This is a genomic window from Paenibacillus sp. S29, assembly GCF_049319765.1.
In the GTDB taxonomy this organism is placed as follows: Bacteria; Bacillota; Bacilli; order Paenibacillales; family Paenibacillaceae; genus Paenibacillus; species Paenibacillus polymyxa_B.
Genome location: NZ_JBMOUI010000013.1, coordinates 1 through 16,297, shown reverse-complemented (window position 1 = coordinate 16,297; position 16,297 = coordinate 1). Strand labels below are relative to the sequence as shown.

14 protein-coding genes and 1 rRNA gene are annotated in these 16,297 nt (G+C 37.9%); 4 read left to right on the top strand and 11 right to left on the bottom strand.

Annotated elements, in window-relative coordinates; genetic code table 11:
- Nucleotides 1-410: 410 nt before the first annotated feature.
- On the top strand, nt 411-1,868 hold the full coding sequence (locus ACL9RM_RS19990) for an IS110 family transposase (RefSeq protein ID WP_422759392.1): 1,458 nt from the start codon (nt 411-413) through the stop codon (nt 1,866-1,868).
- 392 nt (nt 1,869-2,260) lie between these two features.
- On the opposite strand, the gene ACL9RM_RS19985 is transcribed toward ACL9RM_RS19990, so the two are convergent.
- Nucleotides 2,261-3,214, bottom strand: a complete 954-nt coding sequence (locus ACL9RM_RS19985; protein WP_250267906.1) for an aldo/keto reductase — start codon at nt 3,212-3,214, stop codon at nt 2,261-2,263.
- Nucleotides 3,215-3,372: 158 nt separating this feature from the next.
- On the opposite strand from ACL9RM_RS19985, the gene ACL9RM_RS19980 reads away from it, so the two are divergent.
- Nucleotides 3,373-4,038 carry a TetR/AcrR family transcriptional regulator gene (locus tag ACL9RM_RS19980; protein WP_250261919.1) on the top strand — a complete coding sequence of 222 codons (666 nt, stop codon included), beginning with the start codon at nt 3,373-3,375 and terminating at the stop codon, nt 4,036-4,038.
- A gap of 346 nt (nt 4,039-4,384) precedes the next feature.
- On the opposite strand, the gene ACL9RM_RS19975 is transcribed toward ACL9RM_RS19980, so the two are convergent.
- The 4 genes from ACL9RM_RS19975 to trxB all read right to left on the bottom strand — a co-directional run bounded on the left by ACL9RM_RS19975 (nt 4,385) and on the right by trxB (nt 7,894).
- Nucleotides 4,385-5,446: an NADH:flavin oxidoreductase gene (locus ACL9RM_RS19975; RefSeq protein ID WP_250267905.1), complete on the bottom strand. Its 1,062-nt coding sequence runs from the start codon at nt 5,444-5,446 to the stop codon at nt 4,385-4,387.
- Between the two features lie 562 nt (nt 5,447-6,008).
- Nucleotides 6,009-6,350 (bottom strand): thioredoxin family protein, encoded by a 342-nt coding sequence (locus ACL9RM_RS19970; protein ID WP_250267904.1) that lies wholly within the window; start codon nt 6,348-6,350, stop codon nt 6,009-6,011.
- 28 nt (nt 6,351-6,378) lie between these two features.
- Nucleotides 6,379-6,867, bottom strand: a complete 489-nt coding sequence (locus ACL9RM_RS19965) for an OsmC family protein (RefSeq protein ID WP_250267903.1) — start codon at nt 6,865-6,867, stop codon at nt 6,379-6,381.
- Between the two features lie 97 nt (nt 6,868-6,964).
- On the bottom strand, nt 6,965-7,894 hold the full coding sequence (gene trxB, locus ACL9RM_RS19960) for a thioredoxin-disulfide reductase (protein WP_250261923.1): 930 nt from the start codon (nt 7,892-7,894) through the stop codon (nt 6,965-6,967).
- 564 nt (nt 7,895-8,458) lie between these two features.
- Here trxB and ACL9RM_RS19955 point away from each other — a divergent pair.
- Together ACL9RM_RS19955 and ACL9RM_RS19950 are read left to right on the top strand one after the other, a co-directional pair.
- A complete protein-coding gene (locus ACL9RM_RS19955; protein ID WP_023988726.1) occupies nt 8,459-9,127 on the top strand; it encodes an ArsR/SmtB family transcription factor in 669 nt (222 codons plus the stop codon).
- A gap of 149 nt (nt 9,128-9,276) precedes the next feature.
- Nucleotides 9,277-10,245 (top strand): LacI family DNA-binding transcriptional regulator, encoded by a 969-nt coding sequence (locus ACL9RM_RS19950; RefSeq protein WP_250267902.1) that lies wholly within the window; start codon nt 9,277-9,279, stop codon nt 10,243-10,245.
- Between the two features lie 130 nt (nt 10,246-10,375).
- Here the strand turns inward: ACL9RM_RS19950 and ACL9RM_RS19945 are convergent, their stop codons facing one another.
- The 6 genes from ACL9RM_RS19945 to rrf all read right to left on the bottom strand — a co-directional run.
- On the bottom strand, nt 10,376-11,338 hold the full coding sequence (locus ACL9RM_RS19945) for a zinc-binding dehydrogenase (RefSeq protein ID WP_250267901.1): 963 nt from the start codon (nt 11,336-11,338) through the stop codon (nt 10,376-10,378).
- Nucleotides 11,339-11,542: 204 nt separating this feature from the next.
- Nucleotides 11,543-11,761, bottom strand: a complete 219-nt coding sequence (locus ACL9RM_RS19940; protein ID WP_250267900.1) for a hypothetical protein — start codon at nt 11,759-11,761, stop codon at nt 11,543-11,545.
- Between the two features lie 19 nt (nt 11,762-11,780).
- Nucleotides 11,781-12,083: a thioredoxin family protein gene (locus ACL9RM_RS19935; protein WP_422759385.1), complete on the bottom strand. Its 303-nt coding sequence runs from the start codon at nt 12,081-12,083 to the stop codon at nt 11,781-11,783.
- A 614-nt stretch (nt 12,084-12,697) separates the two neighbouring features.
- A complete protein-coding gene (locus ACL9RM_RS19930; protein ID WP_250267899.1) occupies nt 12,698-13,363 on the bottom strand; it encodes an ArsR/SmtB family transcription factor in 666 nt (221 codons plus the stop codon).
- A gap of 243 nt (nt 13,364-13,606) precedes the next feature.
- Entirely contained in the window at nt 13,607-13,924 is a 318-nt protein-coding gene (gene trxA / locus ACL9RM_RS19925; protein ID WP_250267898.1) for a thioredoxin, read from the bottom strand.
- A gap of 2,288 nt (nt 13,925-16,212) precedes the next feature.
- Nucleotides 16,213-16,297 (bottom strand): 5S ribosomal RNA (gene rrf / locus ACL9RM_RS19920); the annotation flags it as partial.

The following is a 16,297-nucleotide window of genomic DNA, read 5'->3' as shown; positions in this document are numbered from 1 at the left end:
ATCCGTAGAGGATTTGGCGGTAAGAAGTCGTATATATATATATTGTGCAGTGACCTCTCAGGAAAACAACCGCCCCAAAAAAGGTTTGGAGCCAGCAGGTATCCCCTCCTGGACTTCTTTAACAGAACTGAGGCGCTCCATGTTCTTGGCGCTGCACAAAATGATAAATTATCAACTTGTCGATGTGACAAGTTTTTTTTATGTAAACAAAGAACTTAACAGAAGAAAGAAGGAAAATGTTTCTATCTGTCGAAAGAACATAACAGAAAGCCCTTTAAAGTGTTGAGGCGAATACTCGACCTCTAAGTTTATTTTGGGTAATGCACTGACTCTGAAACCTGACATGCTACATTGGGCCCGTTTTGGAGCTCTTAAGAAAACTTGGTTAGTCTGGTGCTAATTGAATGCAAATAGGTGATCATAAGTTGAATAATTTTATGCTTAAGAATTCAACCATTAATAAAGGCCAAGACAACTCTAGAGCTTTTTACGCCTTCTATGTTGGAGTAGATATCGGCTCGGATTTCCATGTTGCTGCTTGCATTCCATTTGAAAAGTTCCGCAGTGAGAAGGAATGGAAACGCAATAAAACAATGAAGTTTAACTCGGATAGCCAAGGGATTACAAAGTTTATCAATGCCTTAGAAGATATTCAAGCTCAATTCGGTTATAAACCTCAGGATTTCTTTGTATTGCTGGAGCCAACTGGCGGACATTATTCATATTTGGTTGTTCGAGTGCTGTTAGATCGAGGCTATTCTATATTTCAGGTTGAAAATAAAGCTGTAAAGGATTTTCGTGAACGCCAGCTAGGACTTAATGAAAAGTCCGATGAAATTGATGCTAGAATCATGGCCTATATGGGATGGCACAAAACCCTTCATCCCGATATGCGTTCGGTGCGAATAGTTCGTCCTGCAAGTGCAGAGCAGGTTTTGTACCGCACATTAACTAGGGATCGCTGGTTACTTACTACTCAATTAACAAGACGTAAGAATCAAATCCAGCAATTATTTTCTGTAACCAATCCTGAACTTAAACAAGCTTTTAAAAAAACAGGTGCGCTAAGTGTCCTCAAATTGGCTTTGAAGTATCCTACAGCTCAAGAAATGGCCAAGGTAACTCAGGATGAACTTAGGCAAACTCTAATAACTATTGGTGCAAAAACTATTGCTACGAAAGCCTCTACGACCTTGGCAGAACTGTTACCCAACACATTAGCCTTGAATATTCCACACCTAGCTGAACGGCAAACGTGGCTAATTGAAGAAGCTTTGCGTATAGATGAAGCGATAAAAAGCATGGATAAACAGATAGCTTCCCTGCTTTATGGTGATAAAGAAAAAGGATATTACCCTCATCCTTATACAAAGATACTTATGTCCTTCCCTATCATGAGTGAATCTATGGCCTGTACATTTATCGGTGCTATTGGTGATATTGAACGTTTCTCAACATATTTAGAGCTTAAAAAGTACCTTGGTGTAGCTGCGGAGAATAAAATCTCGGGCACATCCGTTTTTAAGAGTAGGCAGACATACGAGGGTGTTCGAGATACTCGCAGAGTTCTATTCTTAATGACTTTGCTACTAATATCTCCAAAAATAAGTGAAAATAGTTTTCGTGTTTACTATAAGCGATTAGTTGATCGAGGAATGGCGAAGAGAAAAGCAATAGGGCATGTATGCGGTAAGATTGCCCAAGTTTTATACTCATGCCTTAAAAACAATGAACCGTATGATCTTTTCAAACACGCGAGCAAAATGGGAGTAATCCTTGACGATGATAAAGTAAGATTAAAGATCCCAGCTAATTTAGAAGATTACGAACGCCAAGCGGATGAGTTAGCAGATGACGATGTCTTATAAACGACCAGTATCTTACACTGCCTTACACTGAACATAAATAGCTCATTGCATGTAAAATTGGAAATAAGAAGCTTCCAAATTACGGTGATGGGCTCATTTACATTTTTCTAAGCGCTACACTACATTAGACTGGAGTCATTGATTTAACGCGGTTTTTGAATTGAAGAATCGTCAGCTTTTGAAAAATAAGTTTTAGTCTGATCCATTAATAAAAGCAGCGGCAGTCTAAGACTTGATAAATAAAGTCTTAGACTGCCGCTGTTGTCGTTCAACTAACGTTTCCCGTTAGCTTACTCCCTTACTTTTAAAACTTCGATCGTAATCTGCACTACATCAACATCCGCTGTGATTAGGATTTATATTTAGCATTATTCCGCAACAGGATACTACTATTAATAACGGCCACCAAACGCATTTGGACTAACAGCATCAATACGGGCAAAATCATCAGACGTAAGATGAATATCAAGTGCCTTGATATTATCCTCCAAATATTTACGGCGTTTCGTACCAGGAATCGGCAATGTGCCTCTTTCTACTGTCCATGCTATTGCTAGTTGAGGTACCGTACAGTTCTTTTCTTTGGCGATTTCCGCTAGTTTATCAACGATGTTAATATTCTTTTGGAAGTTCTCACCTTTGTAACGTGTAAAAAGATTGCGCATATCATCAGCTTGGAAGTTCTCATTCATGTGACGTTCCCCCGTAATAAAGCCTCTGCTTAGAGGACTGTAAGCTACAAGGGTGATTCCTAATTCTTTTACGGTAGGTAGAGCTTCTTCTTCAATTTCCCGACTCCAAATGGAGTATTCCGATTGGACTGCGGAAATAGGGTGTACTTGATGCGCTTTACGAAGTGTAGATGCACTAATAACTGATCCATTTAGGCCATTAGAAAGACCAAGATAACGTACTTTACCTGCTTTAACTAAGTCAGCCATAGCACCAACTGTCTCCTCAATTGGAACATTAGGATCTACCGCATGTTGATAATACAGGTCGATATAATCGAGACCAAGACGTCGAAGGCTTTCATCAATTGCTTTCTTTACATAGTCCGGGTGTCCTCCGATGAATTCCCAATTTGGACCATACGAAAACTTGGTAGCGACAATTGCCTGTTCTCTTCGTCCCTTCAACGCTTTTCCTAATAGCTCCTCATTATGGCCGTTGCCATATGTATCAGCAGTATCAAGCAAAGTTACCCCGAGATCAAGCGCCCGATGAATGGTTTTAATGGACTCCTCATCATCAATGGTGCCATATATGCCGGGGGACATGCCCATCATACCCAATCCAATAGAAGAAACGACGATATCGCTGTGACCGAGCTTTTGCGTTTTCATTTTAGTTACCTCGCTTTTTATATGTTTTAGCTTCGAGTTACATCTTAGCATAAAGACATTTACAAAGTAAACACTTTTAATCATTTCTGTATAATCTGCAAAATATGTTTGTGCCGAAAGCGAAATTCCGGTTATAATAAAAGTAAGGGGGGCTGTATGTGAATAGCCAGATATCAGATAAAAAAAACGAAACACGAGCTAAGCTTATGAATAAGCTGCTTCCTTATTTACGAAAAAATGGCCTTCAGTCCGTTCGGATGGACGAAATTTCTAGAGTAATGGAGATAAGCCGAGCGACTTTATATAAGTATTTCTCAACCAAGGAAGAAATTGTCGAGTTCATCGTAGATGGTTTTATTGAATACATGAAGGAACTGACTCACAACCCTTTGGATTCGGTTCAAAGTTTCGGTACTCGTTTTTTGCAAATATTTGAACAAACCATATCTCTAGTCGTTTATTTCTCGGATATTATCCTTCAGGACCTCGAAACCAGTTACCCGGATTTATTTGATCGCTTTAATGAAGCTATGAAGGAGCGAGAAGAGAAGATACTGGCTTTCTTTGAGGAAGGTAAACAAAAAGGGATTTTCAATCAACTTAACGGCAGGCTATTAATAAAGCAGGATGAAATTCTTAGAGGGATGTTCGATGTTAAATATCTGATGACCAATCAATTCACGGTTCAACAAGTTTTATATGATTATTTTCAATTAAAGAGGATTCAGTTGTTTAAGCCCGAAAAGCTGACAGCAATTGATGATGAAGTGTTGATGCCGAAAATAGAACATTTAACTCAAAAAGTGACCAAAAACCTTTTTTAACATTTACTAACGCGATACCACAATGATAAGAGGCCCACCAAATTAAATTAATGGGGGTTCTTCACTAACCTGCCCGTTAGCTTAATGAAGCATTGTCAGTCTAGAACTTTATTTTCTTTTGACATCAAGTACTTTTTGTACGAAGAGTGGGACACCTTGAAAACCATGAATAACCAGATATTTAATGAATCTTTTATATAAATCCAACCTTTAAAAATATGGAGGGAAATAGCCATAAAAAAAATGAACCCTTAGAATACATTGGTTAAACCCAGGGTTTATCTAATGTATTCTAGTGGGTGCATTTCAAATCGATATAGGTTCTTCGTTATTTTTCAAACTCCGTTTAATATAATGTGTTTAGTGCCTCACGCGTAAACGGAAGTAATTCTTCTGTTCGTCCATCGCGGATTTTGTTTACCCAGTCAGGGTCAGCCAATAATGCGCGCCCGACTGCGACCAAATCGAATTCTTCACGTTCCAATCTCTCGATTAAATCGGCCATCTTGTTGGCTTTGCCATTAGCCTCTTCCCCGGTGGCAAAGAAATCCAAAAAATCAGCGTCAAGACCGACAGATCCAACTGTAATTGTTGGTTTCCCTGTCAGTTTTTTTATCCATCCTGAAAGATTCAAGTCAGATCCTTCAAAAGCTGGTTCCCAAAAGCGACGAAGAGAGGCATGAAAGATGTCAATGCCTGCATCAACTAATGGCGTTAAGAAACGTTTTAGTTGTTCTGGAGTTTCAACTAATTTTGCTGTATAGGCATCATATTTCCACTGTGAGATTCGCAACACGATTGGAAATTCTGGTCCAACAGCACGTCGGCAAGCTGCGATAACCTCACTAGCAAAGCGTGCACGTTTGACAATGTCGCCACCGTATTCATCGTTACGCGAATTTGTTTTTTCCCAGAAGAACTGATCGATTAAAAATCCATGGGCTGCCATAATCTCGATGCCATCAAAACCAACTTTTTTAGCATTGACTGCTGCCTGTACGAAAGCTTCAACCAATTCCGAAATTTCTTGTTTTGAGTAATCATTAACGTTGCCTCGTGCACCCATATGCCACATTTGAGAGAAAATTTTCCCACCGGCCTCGTGTACTCCATCAACTACTTTTGACCAACCGTTTAGCGCCTCTTCTCCGTATAAGTGTGGTACGTCCTCCTGCCATGCTGGCACCTCAGATGCAACATCAGGATGGTTGATAAACGTACCCTCTGTCACAATAAGTCCAACACCATTTTCAGCTCTACGACGATAATACGCAGCGACATCCTCCCCTGGCACTCCATTTGGAGAAAAATTTCGAGTCATAGGTGCCAATATAATACGATTAGATAGTTTGAGATTTCCCATTTCGAATGGTTTAAAAAGAGCTTCAACAGATTGAAAATTATTCACAAAAAAACCTCCAAGTTTTATTATTGTCATTCTATAACGTAGACTTCGTATATTAGCAACAATTAAATCAACTTATCTAATCCCTAACAGTGCATATAAAAAGACTCTCGTTCTAACGTTTATAAAATGAACTGAGAACCAAGTTATGGCTACACCACCACAGAAGCCTGTTAAATAGGACAGCTCTCCTCCATTAGAGCAGATATCCAAAATCGGCTCCATCTTCAGCTTAGGGCTTGTTTAACTTAAGCGATTGATTTTCATGTAATTTGGGCTTCCATCAATGAAATTACTTGAAATTAAATCCTTGCTGCTGCAACATTCTTCTCACTTCAGGATAATAAAATAAATGTGGTTATAGAAGAAGGATACTTATTGACTCCAACCTCTTGTTTCTTTTCCATTTGTACGTTTATCCATGTAGTTAGAGATCGTTTGTTCATATTTTTTAATGAGGCCTTCTAAGTTGGTGTCGTACCGTTCTTTATGCCAAATTGCTTTTTGAGGTAAACGTGGCTTCTTCGAGTAGTTTCTATATTGATACGAAATAGCGAAAAATCCCTTATGAACGTTTGTTATATACCTCAACAGCACTTTGCAGAAAATGTTCTATTTCTTCGCGTGATTTACGAAGCTTGTTGACATATCGAGTAAGCTCTTTACCGTCGACATAGGCAACAAAGCTTGGAATACCCATAATATTTTGTTCTTCACTTACAGTCCCTACATGATCTACATCCACCTCGATGAGATCCAGATCATTCGCAAATTTTTCTTCAACTTCAGGCATGAATGGATCAATGAATTTGCAGTCTGAGCACCAGTCTGCTTTAAAAACAGCAACTGTAATTTTGGGGGAACGGATAGCTGTATCAAATTCTGATTTAGAGGTAATTTTTTTCATTTTAAGATCTCCTTTTTTAATGGATGGTTTACCATTCCAATTGATGTTGTTCAATATAGTTACTTGTCAGATCATCTCCAGCATCAATCGATACCTTACCTTCGGTACCTACCGGCACACCTGCTTTGACAAGCAGCTGACCAATGTGGCATTTTTCTTCTGCTTGTAAAAATAATGCTTCGACCACAGTGATATCTTCCTTTGATGCACTCGAGGATAAAACAACATGCGGACGATGTGTAATGCTCAGTTGGTCCCCTCTAGCTATGTCCCCTTCTGTGTCCATAAAGAACCCGACAACGGGTACTTTCTTGCGATCGAGCATGTACGCTAGTGTCAGAGCATAACAAGCAATGGCAGAGGACATCAGGAGTTGTTGTGGATTAGCACCTTCTCCACTTCCGCCTTTCATAACAGGGATAGCAATTTGGGTTTGTAAATTGTCGCCTTTCATACGACCAAAACCTTTCGCGTCTTTGAACCAAACCGTATTCATATTCACTTTTTGATTCGGCATTTTAAAATGCTCCTTTCCATATTTTCAATACTTGTACTTGTCACTAAAATCCTTAGATTCCGAGAAACTTCAAAACGTTCTATTCGGTTACGACGTTTTAATTATTTTCCAAAGAATCGATAAACTTTTCGCTATCCATGGCCGCCATGGCTCCAGTCCCTGCTGCAGTAATAGCTTGACGATAGCGAGTATCCTGTACATCTCCACAAGCAAACACACCTGAAATATTTGTCATTGATGTGCCGGGTACTGTAACGATATAGCCGTTCTGATCCGTTTCAATTTGACCATTTAAAAAGTCCGTATTCGGATGATGGCCGATGGCTACAAATACACCATGTGCATGTAGGATTTCCTCTTCGCCTGAGATATGGTTCCGGACTTTCAATCCTGTCACTCCACGCTCTTCCGCAACAACTTCAAGTGGGGTCCTGCTTAAAGCCCACTCAATTTTTGGGTTTGAACGAGCGCGATCTTGCATAATTTTTGAGGCTCTCAGTTCTTCTCGACGATGCACCACAGTAACTTTGGAAGCGAATCGTGTTAGAAAGTTTGCTTCTTCCAATGCAGTATCGCCTCCACCCACTACAATGAGTTCCTTATTTCGAAAGAAAAAACCATCACAAGTGGCACAAGTACTAACTCCCCGGCCTACATTTTCTGTTTCGCCTGGTATTCCTAAATATTTCGCACTGGCACCGGTTGAAATGATCAGAGTCTCAGTAATGATTTCACCTTTGCCCTCCACTTCCAGTTTAAACGGCCGTTTTTCCAAATCTACCGTCTTTACCCAACCATTAAGAAATGTAGCCCCGAAGCGTTCCGCTTGTTTACGCATATTATCCATTAATTTGGGGCCCATGATGCCTTCTGGAAATCCAGGATAATTCTCAATTTCAGTTGTTGTTGTAAGCTGTCCTCCTGGTTCAAGTCCTTCAATGACGAGCGGATTCATATTAGCACGAGCCAGGTAGATCGCTGCGGTCAGTCCTGCTGGACCAGTTCCAACAATTACAGATTTATACATATTCATCCCTCCAAATTCGATATTTTTTACAGTTGTTTATAACCATATTTTTTAATATTCAATTGATTAATTGAATTATAGCATTAGGAAATCTGCTCGTCAATACAAGGATGGAAAATGGCTACGAATGAGACACACATTGTAGAAATATATTTAGGGGCGGATGTTTGACTAATCTTTGTATAATGAAAAAAGCTGACAGAGCGCAATGGCAGTGTCAACTTTTTTTGTGAGAGTTTATGTTTCATATGCGTTGTATGTTGGAGTAAACCAGAATTTAAGGCTTTCTTTTTAACTTTCTAAATAGGGTATTCTTATAAATTTTATCAAGTTATATCCTTTTGACTTGACTCCACTCGGGTTGTTCATGTTAAAATTTTAATATTCAATTGAATGAACAAGAGCCGATTTCATGAGTAAAGTCAATTTTTGAGTATATAATTTCCTCATTATGATTCTTCAGTTATGGATTATAGTTTAAGGTGTATTCTAAGGCTTCTCCTATGCATGATTGGAATTGGGGATTCCCGTTTTATAATACGACAAGAATAGAGGTTGAGAATAATGGAAGATATGCTGAACTCTGCGAAAATCTTTAAGGAAGATCTCTATAAACAATTGGCTAGAATCGGAAAATGTTTATCCAGTGATAAGCGTCTTGAGATCTTAAATGTGCTATCCAATGGTTCTAGAACCGTAGAAAAAATAGCTACCTGCACAGACATGAATATTGCTAATGTATCTCGCCACCTTCAAGTTCTGCTCGATGCAAAACTGGTTAAATTTACAAAAAAAGGAGTATATGTGATCTATTCTTTGGCTGATCCAGAAATCATCGAATTTCTTTCCTCTTTATGGCGAATCAGTGAAAAACAACTTCCTGACATTAGTAGAATGAAAGACGATTTCCTAAACAATCTTGATGACGTTCAAACGCTTACGATGGATGAGGTTAGGGAGAAGATTAATAATGATTCAATAATTTTGGTGGATTTACGTCCTAAAGAAGAGTATGACATGGATCATATTGCGGGAGCAATTTCAGTGCCGATGGAAGAATTAGATGCACTAATAAGAGAGATACCGAAAAACACAGAAATCATCGCATATTGTAGAGGTCCACTGTGTGTCTACTCAGCTCTGGCGACGCAGAAATTACAATCTGAAGGCTTTACGGCTTTTCGCATGGAAGAGGGCTTGAATGAGTGGCAAGAACATTTTCAGTTACATTAAGCTGACTTCTAAGAACAGACGAATAACAATTAATTTCTCCAATTCTTAACTAAAAGACTTCAAGGCCAATATTATTAGGCTCTGAAGTCCTTTTTAGTTAAGACAAACTTAGGAAACATTATATGATTTCTCTTAAGAGGTGGTTAGAAGTGGCGAATATTCAAGAAATTGCTCGCTTAGCGGGAGTATCCACAGCAACTGTATCACGAGTAATTAATAAACACGGCTACGTAAGTGATTTAACCAGACAAAAAGTTTTAGAAATTATCGAGGAGCTTGATTATGTCCCCAATGCTAATGCGATCTCTCTAAAAAAAGGTAAAACTTGTCAGATTGGAATAATGACGGTCTCCTTTAGTCCCATTATTATTAATTTTGTTCGTGCATTCACTCTTTATGCTGAGAAAAACGGATTTATCGTCACTCTTTTTATCACGAATGGAGAACCTGAAAAGGAGCTTATTGCCCTGGAAATGCTAAAACGGAAGCAATTAGATGCTATCGTGTGTTTGATACGGTCCAATGAATGGGATGTCATTGAATCCTATGCCCGGTATGGCCCCATTGTTATATGGCAACGTCTTCAAAAGGAGAATCTTCCTTCTGTCTTTATGGATCAATTTCATGCCTATTCGACAGGTCTTGAATATCTTCATTCCAAAGGTTACCGAAAAATACTTAGCATATATCCGATGTCCAAAGGACTGAATACAAAGGAACGCATTCGTGCCCATACAGAATTCGTTAAGAAACACAATCTCATGGCGTATCCATTTCCTCATTTCGAAGATAAAACTTTAGTTCGTGATGGGGAAGAGCTTGCTAAATGGTGGGTATCGCAGGAAGACCGACCTGATGCTATTTTTTGTGCCAATGATGAAGTGGCAGCTGGTCTTATGACAGCCCTGCGTCGATTGGGATTTTCCATTCCGGGAGATTTGGGGATTATGGGCTTCGATAATACAGAGGTGGCTCACTTGCTCGATTTGACAACGATTGACTATCCTATCGACCAGCAAGCTGAGAATGCATTTCTTATTTTGCAAAATAAGTTGAATAACATCAAAAACAGGCTAAACACTTTAACATACAAGTTAGTTGAGCGAAGTTCGACATAACGCAGTATCTTTAGTATTACTGGCATATGGTAAATCCTACAGTACATTAAAAAAAAACCACTTGTCCAAATTGAACAAGTGGTTCTATTAACCCGTGAATCGTAGGCTACCCACCCATGTAATTATATAATCACTCAGAAATACTCAGGACAGCACGGAATCGAGTCGATGCTGACATCATTTTATCGTATGCTTCGCTAGCACGATCTAATGGATATGACTCAATCATGGGGCGAATATCCGTCAGCACACTGAAATTAATCGTCGCTTGGATTTCTTCCGCTCCGCCTGTTAACGTACCTTTGACCGTGTTAGATCCTTTCAAAAAGTCCATCGCTGACAATTCTAGTGGATCAGTGGAAGTTGCCACAATGATGAGCTCGCTGTCTTGACCCAACCCGTTGATCAGAGAGGAAACGGCCTTCGCGTTAGGTGCAGTTGCCAGGATGACTTTAGCACCGCCTAATGCTTGTAATGCCTCAGCCGGATCTTCTTTGGTCGAATCAATGTAGTGATGGGCTCCAAGTTCACGTACGAGAGCTTCTTTATCATTTCCTCGTGAAATAGCCACGGTGCGATATCCGGCTTTGCTTGCAAACTGCACGGCAAGATGTCCCAGTCCACCAATCCCCTGAATCGCTACTAGATCACCAGGGCGAGCTTTACTATTTTTGATGGCACTAAAGGTCGTTTCTCCAGCACACATTAATGGAGCAGCTTCCATTGCCGAAATTTCATTTGGAATACTGGACAAACTATCCTCATAAGCAACCATGTATTCAGCATATCCTCCGTCCATTGTTAATCCGGTCACATGGCTATGTCCCCCATGCCATCCAATGCCGACACGTTCTCCAATTTTCCATTTTGACGAGCCTGATCCAAGCTCATCAACGATTCCTATCACTTCATGTCCAGGAATGCGGGGATATGCTGACGCCGCACCGCCCATGGCCATTGAATCTCCATTACATACGCCGCAAGCTTCAACGCGGAGCAATACTTGCCCTTCTGCCGGCTGCGGAACCGGTACCTCAACTAACTGCATTTTTTCTCCTGCAGCTGGAATTTGCATGGCTTTCATTTTCTTCATGAATAAACCTCCTTAGTTTTAAAATAGTGGTACTCCATTAGTATAGTTTACACAGGTCGGATATTCAATTAATTAATTGTATATTTGAATTTATTATTTTCATTACGGATGAATAGATTCGTTGCAACTTCTTGTAAGTTTTGTATTTTTGTTATCTGATTGATGATTTTTGAGACTACTAGTTCAGCTGACTGAAGTGCACCTTCAAGATGTCACCAAATTCTGCACTTGCTTCTGTTCCAGCAAAGGCAATTTATTTTTCCATTCCCCAGATGCAGGTATAGGTTCCGTAATGCGGAAAATTTTGAAGTGGAATACGATCTTCGGATATAGCAGTGCTCGCAGGTCACTTAAGCCAGCACCAATAATAATCACGGGGTTCTTCATTCTTTTCTCCATCGTATTAAATAGTTTTATTTTCATGTTGATATTACCTTAGAATTTATACCGCATTGTACAACTGTTCTAATCGTGCTTCTAATTGTTCAAACTGAACAAACCGTCCTTCACGAAGATATTCCTTTTGATCAAAAAATAAGATGATCGTGGGAACTGTAAAAATCAATAATTTGCCTGCAACCGCCTCTACCTGACTAGCATCTATATGCGCAAGTTTTATTTCTGGATAGTTGTTGAGTAATTCTTTTAGTTTGGGATAAATTGCATGACATACATTACAATCCTCTTGAGATACATATAGCATACTTAATCGGTTATTTTGGATAAACGTATCTATTTCATTCACTGAAGTTATTTCTTGGACATTTATCATTAATCTCCCGCCTTACTGTATGTTATTCGGAACTGAATGGCTCCAGATCCAATATTATTCAATGCAGTTTTGTTCTAATTTACTTTTCTGACTCCATTCAATTAATTGAGAAACTGGATCTACTAATAACTAATAAATACAAATCATGAAATCCCTGTTTTGGTAAAATACGTGCCGCTTTTTTTCCTTTAAAATATTAATCGGTCAATATAATTACGCTATCTTTTGGAGACAAATCTTTTCCCCAAACAAACGGCAATCGCCCTAGGAAGACATTGTGGATTCCTGAAATGCTATTTTTCAAAATCGGAACTATCTCTTAATGTCAATCCATTTAATATAAACAGGCACCTGATTTTGTTTGATTATAAAGATAACATCTTACACCGCAAGGAAGCGAAAATGTTGAGTTAGCCAGTAAATTATCCTATATCTATTCCGTTCTGTCATATTAAGTCGAATCATTAAAATCAATAGAACAGTTGAATTTAATGATTAAATTTCAGTTTTATCAACTCTCTTAATCCAACTTTAAATGTTAAAAGCACTATATTTTTCACTTGCATCTTTTATTTAAATTTCATTCCTCATTCTCCATCGTAAGCATTCCACTCTCGGGCTCCTTCTTCTATTCGATACGCTGTGAAGCCCTGTTTTTGAATAAAATCAACAGCTTGAGATGCAAGAGAACAATAAGGGCCTCGACAGTATGCAGCAAGTTCTACATCAGCTTTATTTAATGTTTTTAGGTATTCTTCCAACTGCTCTAAAGGTACAGATATAGCACATGGGATATGAGATGTTTTATACTCCTCAACTGGTCGGAGATCTATGAGAACCATGTTATCCTGCTTCATTTTTGCCAATAGTTCTTTTTTTGTGATACTTTGAACACCTACATATTGCCTTTTCAACTCATCTTTAATCTGTTTTATGTCAGAGAGTCTGTCCTCACACAAATTCCATAAAGAGGACAAAAAATGAGTTACAGATAAATCACTAATATTATATATAACGAAAGTACCTTTTTTTTGAAATCTAACCAATTTTGCTTCCAGCAAAATTTGTAAGTGACGGGATACATTCGCAACACTCATACCAGTTTGTGTAGCCAAACTTTCAACAGATTTTGGTCCGTTTGATAAGAGATCCATAATCTCAAGTCTTTTGTCACTGGATAAACATTTCCCAATTCGAGCAAATTGCTGATATAAACGTTCTTTAATATCCGATTCAGGACATCTACTTTCCATTGGAACCTCCTCTTTGTTGCAATACCTTAGATTTTCGGGTATGCCTTCCTGCATGCGAATCACTCACTAGTATGTCCAAATATAAAATAGCAATCCAACATTTACTTTCCGTTCATTTTGGTTCTAGCTTAAGAATTCACTTAATAAATTGAAAAAAACGACGGTTCAGAAAAATCCAAATCCGTCGTTCTCTTCAGATGTATTTCAATGATTATTACAAAAATGGATTTGTTGAATACTCTGTTAATTAAGCATTCCTAGAATTTTTTCTCTAAGAGCCTGCTTTTGCTCAATCCCCACCATTGTCTCAGCCAATTTACCATCTTTAAATAAGAGTAGCGTAGGAATACTTCTAACTCCAAATTGTTGAGCCAATTCGATTTCTTCATCAACGTTGACTTTGGCTACTGTTGCTTGTCCAGCCAGATCATCAGCTAGCTCATTTACGATCGGAAGTTGCACTTGACAAGGTGGACACCATGGTGCCCAAAAATCAACTAGTGTCACTCCGCTGTTAATGTTCGATTCAAAATTCTGTTTTGTTAAAGATACTGCTCCCATAAATAGAATCCCCCTTAATTAACTTATCAATTATTCAATCGATTAATTGAATTATACTTTTGAAATCGAATTAAGTCAACTTTTTAATATCTATGAAGTTAAGTTCATTTATACGGCACCAGTATTTTTCTTGTATTATTTGCCCCGTTTGAACTACGTCTAATTTGCTTTTAAACAAAAAAGCCGAAGATCTTTTGAATTAGATCACCGGCTAAAGATTCAACTTATTTAAGATTTTGATTAACTAGGGAGTGCGCCTTTAAACTCAAGTAATCCACTCCATATAACTGCCAAGATTAAATAAAATCCTTCTTCTCATTCAAACATTATTTTGCTCGTGAAATAAGAAAAAAATCACAGAGTCGAATCCCAAACTTGGAACTCATCTGTGTTTTGCTTTTCTCGAATATTTTAGCTTTGGCTTGTCTGTTTATTTAATGCAGATCTATGTTTCAATTACGATGAACTGAAACCACTCGCTGGTCTTTTCATCTCTCAATTTGTTTTTTTAATATTTCCATGTTGTTTTGAATAATAAGTCTCTGAGTACCAATTAATTTGAGGCTCTCTATTCTTCTCATAAATCTTTATTAGTTGGTTTAAAACGAAAATCTTTTGTACGATATTTTCACAAAAAAAGTTAAGCTGTCGTTTATAAAAATTAATATCCTTTTGATAAGGATGGCGAAACGTTTGATTCCTCTCATATACATCAAGAAGCTGAATATGTAAATTATATATATCTTTATAATTAATCTTAATCTCCTCCGTTCTATTTTAGAATCAGTATTCCCATTTAGACAAGGAAATAGACATATGATTTCAATCTAATATTTCTTAGAAATTAATCAACAAAATAAAAAAACTGATGAGATCGTTTCGTCCCAACTTAAAAATTACAATGTATAAACAGGTCTGCTAATTATCTAAATACCTCGGGTAAATTAAAGCCTAAGTACCAAAGATGCATTCTCCAAATAGCAATGATGAGATTTGAATGAGTGCAACCTTTTTCTTGAAACGGTCATTTCACCTGCTATACATAAAGTAAAAAAGCCCCTTTTTAACGGGACTATTTAGGTTAGATATTTGATTGTCCTGTAGCTAAAAATGTTATAACAAAATTTTAGCCGAGCAAAGGTGATTTTTCCTTCAAATAATGTTTGTCTCACTTCTTGTTATAAAAAATAGGCTATCCTTTTTCACCATAAACTAAGAAACTTAGATTAATCATTAACAGATAATTTTGTGTTTACTTAGCCTTAATTCCCGATTTCACTGGGTTTTCGGGGATATTGCCTGTCTCATTTAGATGATATAAATAGTCTTGTGAGTTATAACTTCAATTGAGACAAAAACAGCCTAAAATAGGCTGTTTTTATATCATGAATTTTGAGAAAATTATAACATGAGCTAGGATAAACCCACTGTTTCTATACAACAAATTGAGATTTTATCAAAACAAAGAAACAAAGTAATGCTTTCTAAAAGGGACAATGAAATAAACAACGTCATTATCAGCTGCGACTATAAAATATCAAATGCTTTAATTAAGTGGCCATTTGTCTCGTCTATATCTTTTACTGCAATCATGCTTTTGTTCAAATCTTAGAAAAACGACAAGGGTAGTTATTCAGTATATAATAAGTTACTGTCTTGTACTTGCTTAAAAATCACACAATATTCTATGCCAGTTAACATCCTCAATAATAAAAGACATTACAATAAGTGAATTAGGAGAAGCCATGCTTCTTAATCAAACTACGGTTACTCGGAATGTGAACATCTTAAAAAAGCAGTTTCGTTGACGTCGTACAAAGTACAATTGATTCAAGAACTAGGATTATTACAGTGACAGAATTAGGATTGGCCAAGTTACAAGAAGCTATCCTATTTGGCAGGTAAGCCACTCCAATAGCGGTAAACATAATACTAACGTTAACGTTGGTGGTAACATTAATATCTGTATTTCTTGGAAGTGTAATCTATGATTTTATTGCAAATAAATGAAAATTCCAAAGAGGAACGCTCTAACGATCTTTTTATCACTTCTGATCAGAATCCAGAGTCCCCAATTCGAACCACCTGCTCCAACGATTTCTCCTAACGAAACATAAACAGTTGGCTCTTAGAAGTTAATTGACATTGGGATGCTATATACAGAAGTAGTGGTGCTAAGATAACTGTATATTTAGAAAGTACTAAACTTAAATTTCATTTTCTAATATCGACTCGGTTCCGAAAAAGACAAAAAGAGCACTGCCAGTAAGGCTGTGCTCTTTTATTGCGCTTGGCAACGTCCTACTCTCCCAGGACCCTGCGGTCCAAGTACCATCGGCGCTGGAGGGCTTAACGGTCGTGTTCGGGATGGGT